This window comes from Sinomonas sp. ASV486 (assembly GCF_030908215.1).
In the GTDB taxonomy this organism is placed as follows: domain Bacteria; phylum Actinomycetota; class Actinomycetes; order Actinomycetales; family Micrococcaceae; genus Sinomonas; species Sinomonas puerhi.
Map to the genome: position 1 here is coordinate 80684 of NZ_JAVFJK010000003.1, position 13299 is coordinate 93982.

At 68.0% G+C, this 13299-nt stretch carries 11 protein-coding genes; all 11 read right to left on the reverse strand.

Annotated features, from left to right (window positions below; all coding sequences use genetic code 11):
- Positions 1 to 26: 26 nt before the first annotated feature.
- Positions 27 to 1271 carry a phosphoglycerate kinase gene (locus RBS60_RS05165; protein WP_307956471.1) on the reverse strand — a complete coding sequence of 415 codons (1245 nt, stop codon included), beginning with the start codon at positions 1269 to 1271 and terminating at the stop codon, positions 27 to 29.
- Positions 1272 to 1312: 41 nt separating this feature from the next.
- Positions 1313 to 2320: a type I glyceraldehyde-3-phosphate dehydrogenase gene (gap, locus tag RBS60_RS05170; protein ID WP_307956472.1), complete on the reverse strand. Its 1008-nt coding sequence runs from the start codon at positions 2318 to 2320 to the stop codon at positions 1313 to 1315.
- 234 nt (positions 2321 to 2554) lie between these two features.
- Complete coding sequence (locus RBS60_RS05175) at positions 2555 to 3190, reverse strand: superoxide dismutase (protein WP_307956473.1); 636 nt, start codon at positions 3188 to 3190, stop codon at positions 2555 to 2557.
- Between the two features lie 106 nt (positions 3191 to 3296).
- Positions 3297 to 4277 carry a DNA-binding protein WhiA gene (gene whiA / locus RBS60_RS05180; RefSeq protein WP_307956474.1) on the reverse strand — a complete coding sequence of 327 codons (981 nt, stop codon included), beginning with the start codon at positions 4275 to 4277 and terminating at the stop codon, positions 3297 to 3299.
- 43 nt (positions 4278 to 4320) lie between these two features.
- Positions 4321 to 5367, reverse strand: a complete 1047-nt coding sequence (gene yvcK / locus RBS60_RS05185) for a uridine diphosphate-N-acetylglucosamine-binding protein YvcK (protein WP_374049224.1) — start codon at positions 5365 to 5367, stop codon at positions 4321 to 4323.
- A gap of 7 nt (positions 5368 to 5374) precedes the next feature.
- Entirely contained in the window at positions 5375 to 6310 is a 936-nt protein-coding gene (rapZ, locus tag RBS60_RS05190) for an RNase adapter RapZ (RefSeq protein WP_307956475.1), read from the reverse strand.
- A gap of 13 nt (positions 6311 to 6323) precedes the next feature.
- The gene (uvrC, locus tag RBS60_RS05195) at positions 6324 to 8324 is read right to left on the reverse strand and encodes an excinuclease ABC subunit UvrC (RefSeq protein ID WP_307956476.1); all 2001 of its coding nucleotides are present in this window, start codon (positions 8322 to 8324) and stop codon (positions 6324 to 6326) included.
- Between the two features lie 42 nt (positions 8325 to 8366).
- A complete protein-coding gene (locus tag RBS60_RS05200; RefSeq protein ID WP_307956477.1) occupies positions 8367 to 9035 on the reverse strand; it encodes a lysophospholipid acyltransferase family protein in 669 nt (222 codons plus the stop codon).
- On the reverse strand, positions 9029 to 9727 hold the full coding sequence (locus RBS60_RS05205; protein ID WP_307956478.1) for an HAD hydrolase-like protein: 699 nt from the start codon (positions 9725 to 9727) through the stop codon (positions 9029 to 9031). Before RBS60_RS05205 ends, RBS60_RS05200 begins: the two co-directional genes overlap by 7 nt.
- 129 nt (positions 9728 to 9856) lie before the next feature.
- Positions 9857 to 12703: an excinuclease ABC subunit UvrA gene (gene uvrA, locus RBS60_RS05210; protein WP_307956725.1), complete on the reverse strand. Its 2847-nt coding sequence runs from the start codon at positions 12701 to 12703 to the stop codon at positions 9857 to 9859.
- 187 nt (positions 12704 to 12890) lie between these two features.
- Positions 12891 to 13298 carry a GntR family transcriptional regulator gene (locus RBS60_RS05215; protein ID WP_307956479.1) on the reverse strand — a complete coding sequence of 136 codons (408 nt, stop codon included), beginning with the start codon at positions 13296 to 13298 and terminating at the stop codon, positions 12891 to 12893.
- Position 13299: the final 1 nt, after the last annotated feature.

Sequence of the window (13299 nt, forward strand, 5' to 3'; positions counted from 1 at the left end):
AGCGACGCGGCGCGGCATGCGCAGGCTCAGGCTCCGAGTGCCGTGAGGCCCGGGAGCTCCTTGCCTTCGAGGTATTCGAGGCTCGCGCCGCCGCCGGTCGAGATGTGCCCGAACTGGCTGTCCTCGAAGCCGAGCGTGCGGACTGCTGCGGCGGAGTCGCCGCCGCCGACCACGGTCAGTGCGCCCGCGGCAGTGGCGTCGACCAGGCCCTGTGCGACGGCCTTCGTGCCGGCCGCGAAGGCCGGGAACTCGAAGACGCCCATCGGGCCGTTCCAGAAGACGGTCCTGGCGGCGGCGATCTCCTTCGCGAAGGCGCCTGCGGTGTCGGGTCCGATGTCGAGCCCGATGCCGGCCTCTCCGAAGGCCGTCTCCTCGATAGCATCGGCCGCGGCGACCTCATGCTCGGCGTCCGCGGCGAACTTCGAGGCGACCACGACATCGGTCGGCAGGACGAATTCCGTGCCGGCCTCGGCCGCACGGGCGAGGTAGTCCTTGACCGTATCGATCTGGTCCTTCTCGAGCAGGCTTGCGCCGACGTTGTGGCCCTGGGCGGCGAGGAAGGTGAAGAGCATGCCGCCCCCCACAAGGAGCTTGTCCGCCTTGCCGATCAGGTTGTTGATCACCGCAAGCTTGTCGGAGACCTTGGAGCCGCCGAGGACCACGACGAACGGCCGCTCGGCGTGGTCGGTGAGGCGCTCGAGCACCTCGACCTCGATGCGGACCAGTTCGCCGAGGTAGGCCGGAAGGATCTGGGCAATGTCGAAAACGGAGGCGTGCTTGCGGTGCACGGCCCCGAAGGCGTCGTCGACATATGCACCATCAGCACCCGTCAGAGCGGCGAGCTCGCGTGCGAAGGCCACGCGTTCGCCGTCGTCCTTGCTCGTCTCACGGGGGTCGAAGCGGACGTTCTCGAGGACGAGGACCTGTCCGTCCTGGAGGCCGGCGGCGAGGGTGCGGGCGCTCTCCCCTACCGTGTCCTCCGCGAGCTGCACCGTGGTGCCTTCGGCCTGCGCGAGCTCGCGCAGGCGATCTGCAGCGGGCTTGATCGAATACTTGGGATCGGGCGCGCCCTTCGGGCGGCCGAGGTGGGCCATGACCAGAACACGGGCGCCGGCCTGGGCCAGCTTCTGGATCACGGGCAGGGAGGCGCGGACGCGGCCGTCGTCGGTGACGGTGAAACCGTCGAGCGGCACATTGAGGTCGCTACGGACCAGAACGTGCCGCCCGCGGACACCATCGGCGAGCAGGTCGTCGAGAGTGCGTGCAGTCATGGACTCAGGCTATCCGAGTTCCTCTTCCGTTACGTCCGGTCTCAGAGCTTGGAAGCGACGAGCTCGGTCAGGTCGACGAGGCGGTTCGAGTAGCCCCACTCGTTGTCGTACCACGCGACGACCTTGACCTGGTTGCCGATCACCTTGGTCAGGCCCGCGTCGAAGATCGAAGACGACGGGTCGGTGACGATGTCCGAGGAGACGATCGGGTCCTCGGTGTAGGTGAGGTAGCCGGCGAGGGGGCCGGACTCGGAGGCAGCCTTGACCGCCGCATTGACCTCGTCCTTGGTGACCTCGCGGGCGAGGGTCACCGTGAGGTCCGTGGCAGATCCCGTGGGGATCGGCACGCGGATCGCGTAGCCGTCAAGCTTGCCCTTGAGCTCCGGGAGGACGAGCCCAATGGCCTTCGCGGCGCCCGTCGAGGTCGGAACCATGTTGATCGCGGCAGCGCGGGCCCGGCGGAGATCACGGTGCGGGCCGTCCTGGAGGTTCTGGTCCGCGGTGTAGGCGTGGACGGTGGTCATGAGGCCGCGCTCAATGCCGAAAGCATCGTTGATCGCCTTGGCCAGCGGGCCGAGGCAGTTCGTGGTGCACGAGGCGTTGGAGATGATGTTGTGGTTCGCCGCGTCGTACACGCCGTCGTTGACGCCCATGACGATCGTGACATCCTCGTCCGTGGCCGGAGCGGAGATGATGACCTTCTTGGCGCCGGCCGCGAGGTGCTTCTTGGCTCCCTCGGCGTTCGTGAAGAAGCCAGTCGACTCAATGACGATGTCGACCTTGAGATCGGCCCAGGGAAGGTTGGCGGGATCGCGCTCGGCGAGGACCTTGATCTCCTTGCCGCCGACGATGATGATGCCCTCGCGGACCTCGACGGTCTGGCCGAGGCGACCCGTGATCGAGTCGTACTTCAGGAGGTGCGCAAGGGTCTCGGGACTCGTGAGGTCATTCACCGCCACGATCTCGAGGTCAGCGCCTTGGGACAGCGCTGCGCGGAAGAAGTTACGGCCGATGCGGCCGAAGCCGTTGATGCCAATTCGAGTGGTCACTCTCGTTGATCTCCTTGAGCTCAGTCGAGCAACGAAGATCACTGCTCGAACTGTTAGACGGTCCCGCACGTCATTGGGCAGAGATTTGCACAAGGAAAGGCCGTCAGCCCAAGTCTCCATTGTCATGGCTGGAAGGCCGCACGGGCCTTTCCGCACCCCATCCTACGGCGAAAGGGCCCGCCTCGGAACTGGCGAACCCTTTCGCACGGAATGTCACAAAATGTGACGCGAATCTCAAGCCGGGAGGATGAGACCCTTCGCGCCCGTGCGTGCGGCCTCGAAGCGCTTGGCGACATCGGCCCAGTTCACGATGTTCCAGACAGCCTTGACGTAGTCGGCCTTGACGTTCTGGTAGTCGAGGTAGAAGGCGTGCTCCCACATGTCCAGCTGGAACAGCGGGGTGGTCGCAACCGGGACACCGTTCTGCTGGTCGTACATCTGCTCGATGACGAGGTTCCCGCCGAGGGGCTCGTAGGCGAGGATGGCCCAGCCTGAGCCCTGGATCGTGGTGGCCGCGGCGGTGAAGTGCGCCTGGAACGCGTCGAACGAGCCGAAGTACTCGTCGATCGCAGCAGCGAGCTCGCCCTCGGGCCGGTCGCCGCCCTCCGGGGAGAGGTTGTTCCAGAAGATCGAGTGGTTGATGTGGCCACCGAGGTTGAACTGGAGGTCCTTCGAGAGCTTCGCAGCCGCGGCACCGTCACCCTTCGCACGCGCCTCCGCCATCTTCTCGAGGGCGGTGTTGGCGCCGGTCACATACGCGGCGTGGTGCTTGCTGTGGTGGAGCTCCATGATGCGCGCCGAGATGTGCGGCTCAAGGGCGGCGTAGTCGTAAGGGAGTTCAGGCAGTTCGTAGGTCACAACGTCCTCCATCTGTTGGCTTCCCGCCGCTTGACGCGCGGGCTGGTGACGGATCCATCCTATGCAGATCGGCACGCGCTATGCAGCGCAGCTGCAGTGCCGTGATACGGGGAACATCTCAGCCGTCGAGCATATCCGGCGTCACACTCGCCTCGGTTCCGGGAATTCCCTCGTCCTCGGCCTTCTTGTCCGCCATCGCGAGGAGCCGCCGGATGCGGCCGGCGATCGCGTCCTTCGTCATGGGCGGGTCTGCCAGCCGACCGAGCTCGTCGAGGCTCGCCTGCTTGTGGGCCACCCGCAGCTCGCCCGCGTATCGGAGATGCTCAGGGACATCCTCGCCCAGGATCTCGAGGGCACGCTCGACACGCGCCCCGGCCGCGACGGCCGCCTGGGCCGAGCGGCGCAGGTTCGCGTCATCGAAGTTCGCGAGCCGGTTCGCGGTTGCGCGGACTTCCTTCCGCATGCGCCGCTCTTCCCACGCCATGAGCGCGTCGTGCGCACCCATGCGGGTCAGCAGCGCCGCGATCGCGTCGCCGTCGCGCACGACGACGCGGTCCACCCCGCGCACTTCCCGCGCCTTCGCGGCGATTCCGAGACGGCGGGCCGCGCCCACGAGCGCGAGGGCAGCCTCGGGGCCCGGGCACGTGACCTCGAGGGAGCTCGAGCGGCCGGGCTCCGTGAGCGACCCGTGGGCGAGGAACGCCCCCCGCCACACCGCCTCGGCATCGGCTGCGGAGCCATTGACCACTGACGAGGGCAGCCCGCGGACCGGGCGCCCACGGTTGTCGAGCAGGCCAGTCTGGCGGGCCAGGGCCTCGCCCTCGCGGACCACCCGGACCACGTACCGGTTCCCCCGGCGCAGTCCGCCGCCGGAGACGACGATGATCTCGCTCGGGTGGCCGTAGACCTCGGCGATCGCGGTCCGCAGGCGTCGGGCGGTCGCGGCAAGGTCTACCTCGGCCTCGATGACGATCCGGCCGGAGATGATGTGCAGGCCCCCTGCGAAACGCAGGACCGCGGACACCTCCGCCTTGCGCTCAGACGACTTCTTGACCGCCAGCCGCGACAGCTCATCCTTCACGCTCTGGGTCAGTGCCATGGCTGTCCTTCCTGGTCCCTCGGCGTCCGCGTCGGCCCGCCGGTCATCGCTCACCGCCGGAGGACCCGCCTCCGGTGAAGACTTCGTGATACGCCCCGGCCAGCCGAAGCGCGTCGTGCACCGGTCGGTAACCGGCGGACCTCACTCTATCGAAGAGCACCTCGGCCCCGAGCTCGGCGGCCACCCGGACGAACTCATCCCGGTCCGCCACGGACGCCTCGTCCGCAATGACGGCGTCGACCGTGAACTCGGGGGCAACATGCCGCAGGGCGCGCAGGTGGTCCGCGGCCGTCATGCCCGCCGTCTCCTTCGTGTCGACGGCGAGGTTCATTGTGAGGCAGCGGCGCGCAGGCGTGTCGGTGAGGGCCTGGCGCATCTGCGGCAGGAGCAGGTGCGGCAGCACCGACGTGTACCAGGACCCCGGGCCCAGCACCACCCAGTCGGCGAGCTCGATAGCGCTCAGCGTCTCCGGGCATGCCGGTGCGTCCTCGGGCACGAGACGGACCTCCTCGAGCCGCCCGGCGACAGCGCACGCCGCCTGGCCGCGGATGGTCTCGGTCCGGGCGGGGCCGCCGTGGGCTCCCCCGCCCGCCACGAGGACGTCGCCCTCGATCGTGAGCGGCACGCGGGACATCGGCAGGACCTGGCCGCGCGCGCCCAGGAGCGCCCCGGCCCAACGCAGTCCGTCGACGACGTCGCCGAGCAGCTCCCACAGCGTGACGATGAGGAGATTGCCCATCGCGTGGTTCTCGAGACCGCTCATGCCCGACGGCGAGTGGAACCTGTGCTGCATGACATCGCGCCAGGTGCGGCCCCAGTCGGTGTCATCGCACAGGGCCGCGAGTGCCATCCGCAGGTCTCCGGGCGGGAGGACGCCGAAGTCCTTGCGCAGACCGCCGGAGGATCCGCCGTCGTCCGCGACCGTCACGACGGCGGTCAGCTCGTTCGTGAGGAGACGGAGGGCGGACAGTGACGCGGCGAGACCGTGCCCGCCGCCGAGGGCCACGACCGTGGGCCCCTTCGGCGTGCCGCCGTCAGTCCCGGCGCCCGGACGGATGAGGGGCAGCTGGCCGGTGAACAAGGTGCTCACTCGCGCGTCATTCCCGACCCAGGTCGCGGTGCGAGGTCGTCACCGTGACACGCGGCTGCTGGGCGAGGCGCTTGGAGAGCTCCTCGGCCACCGCCACGGAACGGTGCTTGCCTCCCGTGCAGCCCACCGCGATCGTGGCGTAGTGCTTGTTCTCCCGGCGGTAGCCGGCGAGGACCGGCTCGAGGGCGTGCACGTAGCGCTCCACGAACTCTTGCGCCCCGTTGGCGACGAGCACGTAGTCGCGCACATCCGGGTCAAGCCCGGTGTGCGGCCTCAGCTGGGGCACCCAATGCGGGTTGGGCAGGAAACGCACGTCGGCGACGTAGTTCGCGTCTGCCGGGAGCCCGTACTTGAACCCGAAGCTCATCACGTTCAGCCGCAGGGTGACGGGCCCCTTCTCCGAGAAGAGCTCGGTGATGGCTGTCGCGAGGCCGTGGACATTGAAGTCGGACGTGTCGAGCACGAGCGTCGCGTGGTCGCGCAGCTCGGTGAGGAGGGCCCTCTCCGCGGCGATTCCGTCGGAGATCCGGCCGCCGCCCTGGAGGGGGTGCGGACGGCGGCCCTGCTCGAAACGGCGGATGAGCACGTCGTCGCTCGCATCGAGGAACAGGACCCGGTACTCGGTCCCGCTCGCGGAGAGCTGGGCGAGCGCCTCGCGGATGTCCGCGAAGAGGGCCTTGCTGCGCACATCCATGACGACGGCGAGCTTGGGGATCCGCTCCGACGCGTGCTGAACGAGTTCGGACAGCGTGCTCAGGAGCTGCGGGGGGAGGTTCTCGACGACGTACCAGCCGTGGTCCTCGAGCGCGTTGGCCGCGGTGCTGCGGCCGGCACCGGACATGCCCGTGACGATGAGCAGCTCCGACGCCGTGGGCTTGACGGGTGTCAGCCCGATTTCGTGCTGCCCTGTGTCGTGGCCGACGTCCGTGCTCGTCTCGCTCATGGCCCCAGCCTAGCTAAGACTCCAGGATTTCGCCGGTGGCGTAATTGATCGCGGGGGCCAGCACCTCGCCGTCGGCTGTGACGCCGATGACCCCTGGGGTGTCTGCCTGCGTGACCGCATCGGAGATCCCCTCGGCGATCCCGTGCAGGCGTGCGTAGACGGCCGCCGCGAGAGCGGGACCCACCCCATTGACGTCTGTGATCTCGGTGACGCTCGCGGCCCTGAGCCGCTTGAGGGACCCGAAGTGGGCCAGAAGCGACTTCTGTCGGGCGGGACCGAGGCCCGGGACCTCGTCCAGAAGCGACGCCGTCATGGACTTGGCGCGCTTCTGCCGGTGGAACGTGATCGCGAAGCGGTGCGCCTCGTCGCGGATGCGCTGCAGGAGGTAAAGACCCTGGGAGGCGCGCGGCAGGATCACGGGGAAGTCCCCCTCCGGGAGCCAGACCTCCTCGAGACGCTTCGCGAGTCCGACGACGCGCACCTCGTCACCGATGCCGAGCTCAGCGAGTGCCCTGACCGCGGCGGAGACCTGAGGCTGCCCGCCGTCGACCACGACGAGGTTCGGCGGATAGGCGAACTTCCTGTTCGCGTCCCGCTCCTCGACCGGGAGTTCCCGTTCGGCGAGGTAGTTGCGGAAGCGCCGGGTGAGCACGTCATGCATCGCGGCGGTGTCGTCGCGCGCGGCCTCGCCCGTGATGGAGAACTTCCGGTACTCGCTCTTCTTGGTCAGTCCGTCCTCGACGACGACCATCGATGCGACGACGTTCGTCCCCTGGACGTGCGAGATGTCGAACGACTCGATGCGCAGGGGCGGCTCGGACAGCTCGAGCGCTTCCTGCAGCTCCTGGAGGGCGAGGGAGCGGGTCGTGATGTCCCCCGCGCGGCGGCTCTTGTGCAGCCGGAGCGCCTGCACTGCATTCTCCTGGACGGTCTTCATGAGCGCGGCCTTGTCCCCGCGCTGGGGGACCCTCAGCTCGACCCGTGCCCCGCGGAGGCCCGAGAGCCATAGCGTGAGCTCGTCAGCGTCGTCGGGCAGGACCGGCACGAGGACCTCGCGCGGGAGACGGCCGTTCGTCTCCTCCTGCTCGCCATAGACCTGCTGGAGGAGGTGACCCACGAGTGCGGCCGGCGTCGCCTCTTCGACCTTCTCGACGACCCAGCCGCGCTGGCCGCGGATACGCCCGCCACGGACGTGGAACACCTGGACGGCCGCCTCGAGCTCGTCCTCTTCGACGGCGAAGAGGTCGGCATCCGTGTCCTCGGAGAGCACCACGGCGTTGCGCTCGAAGACCTTGCGCATCGCGATGATGTCGTCCCGCAGCCGCGCCGCATTCTCGTAGTCGAGATCCGCCACGGCGTCCGCCATCTTCCGCTCGAGCTGGGCGATGAATCTCCCCGCCTCCCCGCCCATGAAGTCGCAGAAATCCTCGGCCAGCTCCCGGTGGTCCGCCTCCGAGATCCGGCCGACGCACGGCGCCGCGCATTTGTCGATGTACCCCAGGAGGCACGGACGCCCGCTCCGCTCGGCTCGCCGGAACACGCCTGCACTGCACGAACGCACGGGGAAGACGCGCAGGAGTGTGTCCATCGTCTCCCGGATCGCCCCGGCGGTGTAGGGGCCGAAGTACCGCGTGCCCTTGCGCCGCTCGCCGCGCATGACCTGGACCCGGGGGTACTTCTCCGACATCGTCACGGCGAGGTAGGGATACGTCTTGTCGTCGCGGAAGGCAAGGTTGTAGCGCGGTTTGAATTCCTTGATCCAGGTGTACTCGAGCTGGAGGGCCTCGAGTTCACTGCCGACCACCGTCCACTCCACGCTCGCGGCGGCGTGGACCATGGCGTAGGTCTTCTGCAGGAGCGTGGCCGGGTTCGCGAAGTACGAGGTCAGCCGCTGCCGGAGGCTCTTGGCCTTGCCGACGTAGATGACCCGGCCGTGTGGGTCCCGGAACCTGTAGACGCCGGGATCGGTAGGGATCTCGCCGGTCTTCGGCCGGTAGCTCGCTGGATCTGCCACCGCTCCAGTCTAGGGTGGTGGCCGCACCCTGAGCCGAGCCGGCTAGTGCTCGGCGGGGGGCTTGTTGTAGCCGCTTGCGCGCTCCTGGCCGCTGAGGGCAGCGATGGCGTCCATGATCTGGTCTGTCGCGTCGCGACGCAGCGGCAGCGAATGGTCCGGGCCGGTCTTGTCGAAGGCGAGCGGCTTCCCGATGTGCATCTCGAAGTGCTGCGGCCGAATGGAGTTCTTGTCGGCGGGCTGGAGGTTCTCCGTGCCGATGAGCCCGACGGGCACCACGGGCGCCCCCGTCGTGAGGGCAAGCCAGCCGACCCCGGTGCGTCCCCGGTACAGGAGTCCGTCGCGGGAACGCGTGCCTTCTGGGTAGATTCCGATGCCCTGACCCTCATCGAGGATGTCGAGGAGGGTCTTGAGCGCAGCCACGCTCGCGGCCTGCTCGCCGCGCTCAACAGGAATCGAGCCGACGCCCTCGAAGAAGGCCTTCATGAGCTTGCCCTTGACGCCTTTGCCGGTGAAGTACTCAGCCTTGGCGAAGAACGCCACACCCCGCGGCATGAGGGCCTGGATGATCACGGAGTCGAGGAACGAGAGGTGGTTTGAGGCGACGATGAACGGGCCGCTCTCGGGCACATTCTCGATACCCGTGACAGTGGGCCGGCACAGGCCACCGATGAGTCCCCGGATGCTGTGCCGGGTCATCGAGTAGATCAGCATGCAGAAGCCTCCGGGGCTAGATCGAGGACCATGCCGATCGCCCGCTCGAGCTCATCGGCGTCCGACACGATGGCGGCCAGATCGAGGGACGCGAACTCGCCCTCGGGCGCGAAGCCCCACGCAACGCCGATGCACCGCACCCCGTTCGCGGCGGCGCCTGCTGCGTCGTGGCGCCTGTCCCCGATCATGACGGCACGGTCCGCGGTCGCATGGTTTGTCACGAGTGCATCCAGCACGATCCCGACCTTCCCGTCCGGGGGCGGCGGCAGCGTCTCGTCGTCGGGCGAGCCGTGGATGCTGTGGAAGAAGCGCTCGAGCCCGTGCAGGCGCAGGAGCTTCACCGCGAGATTCCGCGGCTTCTGAGTGGCAACCGTCAGATGCAGACCGCGCTCACGGAGTCGTGCGAGGAGCTCCGGAATGCCCGGGTACGGAAGGCTCTGGGCCATTCCGTGCTCGATGTACTGCTTCCGGTAGGTGTGCACGACGGCGTCGAGCAGGCCCTCGGGCGCGTCGACCAGCCGGTGGAGCGATTCGAGCAGCGGCGGGCCCACCATGCCCGCAAGCACCGCTGCGGTCGGGACATCGAGCCCGTGGGCCTTGAGGGCGTACGCGATACCGCCGGTGATGCTTCCCGCGGGGTCGACGAGAGTGCCGTCGAGATCGAAGATCGCAAGCGCGGGGGTGTCTGTCACCGGGACAGTCTCCCATATCGATACGGGTGCCTGAAATTCGCACACCCATCGGCATGAACGCCACGGCATAGACGAGCTTACACATGCCGTGGCCTTCATATTCAAGAGGCCTCCGCCGTGCCTCCAGGGCTATGTGGCGTTCAGGACCTCAGCCAGGAAGGCGCCCGTGTAGCTGCCCTCGGCCCGGGCGACCTGCTCGGGCGTCCCTGTAGCAACAATCTGGCCGCCACCGGACCCCCCGTTGGGGCCAAGGTCGATGATCCAGTCGGCGCTCTTGATGACGTCGAGGTTGTGCTCGATCGTGATGACGGTGTTGCCCTTCTCCACAAGGGACTGCAGTACGAGGAGCAGCTTGCGGATGTCCTCGAAGTGCAGGCCGGTGGTCGGCTCGTCGAGGACGTACACGCTGCGGCCATTTGAGCGCTTCTGAAGCTCGGCCGCGAGCTTGACGCGCTGCGCCTCACCGCCCGAGAGCGTCGTGGCGGGCTGTCCGAGCCGTACGTAGCCGAGGCCGACATCGACAAGCGTGTTGAGGTGGCGCGCGATGGGGCTGAACGCCGCGAAGAACTCCGCCGCCTCATCGATCGGCATGTTGAGGACATCCGCAATCGTCTTGCCCTTGTAGTGGACCTCGAGCGTCTCACGGTTGTACCGGGCTCCGTGGCACACCTCGCACGGAACGTACACGTCCGGGAGGAAGTTCATCTCGATCTTGATCGTGCCGTCGCCGCTGCATGCCTCGCATCGGCCGCCCTTGACGTTGAACGAGAACCTGCCCGGCATGTAGCCGCGCACCTTCGCCTCGTTCGTCTCGGCGAAGAGCTTGCGGATGTGGTCGAAGACCCCCGTGTACGTGGCAGGGTTCGACCGGGGAGTACGCCCGATCGGGCTCTGGTCGACGTGGATGACCTTGTCGAGGTGCTCGAGCCCATCGATCCGCGTGTGCCTGCCTGCAACCTGCTTGGCGCCGTTGAGCCGGTTGGCGAGCACCTTGTAGAGGATGTCGTTGACGAGGGTCGACTTGCCCGAACCGCTCACGCCGGTCACAGCCGTGAAGACCCCGAGCGGGAACGTGACGTCGACGCCCTGCAGGTTGTGCTCGCGTGCCCCGACGACCTTCAGCTGGCGCTTGCGGTCCACCTTGCGCCGCGCGCGCGGGACCTCGATCGAGCGACGCCCCGAGAGGTAGTCCCCCGTGAGCGACGCGGTGTTCGCCTTGAGCCCCTCGAGGGTTCCTGAGTGGACCACCTGGCCGCCGTGCTCGCCCGCACCTGGGCCGATGTCGACGATCCAGTCAGCCTCATGGATGGTGTCCTCGTCATGTTCGACGACGATGAGCGTGTTCCCCAGATCCCGCAGGCGGGTGAGGGTCCCGATGAGCCGGCGGTTGTCGCGCTGGTGGAGGCCGATGCTCGGCTCGTCGAGGACGTACAGGACGCCCACGAGCCCCGACCCGATCTGGGTTGCGAGGCGGATGCGCTGGGCCTCACCGCCGGAAAGCGTCCCGGCCGCACGCTCGAGATTGAGGTACTCGAGGCCGACATCGAGGAGGAACCTCAGGCGAGCGTCGATCTCCTTGAGGACCTGGGCAGCGATCTGCTCTTCGCGCGGCGTCAGCTCGAGCGTCGCGAGGAACTCTCGCGACTCCCGCAGCGGAAGCCTCGAGACCTCGGCGATCGACTTCTCACCGATCAGTACCGAGAGCGATGCGGGGTTGAGGCGTGCGCCGCCGCATTCGGGGCACGGGATTTCCCGCATGTACTCCTCGTAGCGGTCGCGGGCCGAGTCCGACTCGGTCTCGAGGTGCTTGCGCTGGATGTACTGCACGGCGCCTTCGAAACCGGTGCTGTACTTGCGCTCGCGCCCGAAGCGATTGCGGTACTGGACCACGACCTTGTGGTCCTTGCCGTAGAGCACTGCGTCGCGCGCGTACTCGGGCAGGCTGTGCCACGGGGTCGTCATCGAGAAGCCGAGGTCATCGGCGAGTCCGTCGAGCAGACGGTTCCAGTACTCCGTCGTCGCCGTGCCGAGGGCCCAGGGGGCAATCGCGCCCTCCGACAGGCTCAGCTCGGGGTCCGGCACAACGAGGTCGACATCGACCTCGAGCTTCGTGCCGATGCCGGTGCACGCGGGGCACGCGCCAAAGGGGTTGTTGAACGAGAACGTCCGCGGTTCGATCTCGTCGATCGCGAGCGGGTGGTCGTTGGGGCACGCGAGGTTCTCCGAGAACGCGCGGAGCCGGGCGTCGTCGTCCGGCTCGCGGTCCACGAAATCGGCCAGGACCCGCCCCTCGGCGAGGCCCAGGGCCGTCTCGACAGAGTCGGCAAGGCGCTGGCGCATGCCCTCCTTGACCACGAGGCGGTCCACGATCACCTCGATCGTGTGCTTGAACTGCTTGCCGAGCTTCGGCGGCTCCGTGAGCTGGACGAGCTCCCCATCGACCCGGGCACGGGAGTAGCCCTTCGCGGCGAGCTCCTTGAACAGGTCCACGAACTCGCCCTTGCGACCGCGCACCACGGGGGCCAGGAGCTGGAAGCGCGTCCCCTCCGGCATCTCGAGGAGCAGGTCCACAATCTGCTGCGGGGTCTGGCGCGTGACCGGCTCATGGCAGATCGGGCAGTGCGGGCGCCCGACCCGCGCCCAGAGGAGGCGCATGTAGTCGTAGATCTCGGTGATGGTGCCGACGGTCGAGCGCGGGTTCTTGCTCGTGGACTTCTGGTCGATCGAGACGGCCGGAGAGAGGCCCTCGATGAAGTCGACGTCCGGCTTGTCCACCTGTCCGAGGAACTGGCGCGCATAGGCAGAAAGAGACTCGACGTAACGACGCTGGCCCTCGGCGAAGATCGTGTCGAACGCGAGCGAGGACTTCCCCGAGCCGGACAGCCCCGTGAATACGATCATCTTCTCGCGCGGCAGATCCAGGTCAACGTTGCGAAGGTTGTGCTCGCGCGCGCCCTTGACCACGAGGCGGGACAGGTCCGGCGCCGTGGGGTCCTCGAGGAGCTCGCGGTCAGCTGGTGACTTCTGCGGGCTGGGATGCTGGGTGTTTGACCCTTGTGGGGTCGACTTCTGCACGGGGGTGGAATCGTTGAGCGTGGACAGACTCTGCACCCGTCCATGTTAGTCGACGTCGACGAGATTCGAAAATGTCTTCGATGCAGCCTCAGGAGCGGCCGGCACCCGGATGGTCCCGCCGGGCATACGCCGCCATGAGGAGAGCCTTGGCCTCGTCGAGAGAACAGCCTCGGGACGCTGCGGCCTCGGCGAACACTGCGGCCGCCGTCGAAAGCTCCTCTTCGCGCCGGCCACGCGGTGCCACGGTAGTTCCAGCGCGCCCAGCTGTGGCTAGGACGCCTGCCTCCTCGAGTTCGCGATAGGCACGGGCCACGGTGTGCGGCGCGACGCCGAGTGCGCCGGCAAGCCCGCGCACGGGCGGAAGCTTCGCGCCGACCGCGAGCCGGCCGTCGTCGACCAGCGTCAGGATGTGCTTGCGGAGCTGCTCGAAGAGAGGAGTGGCGAGCTCGGAATTGGGGCGCCATCGCCCGGGGAACTCGCCCTGTGCCGTTGACATT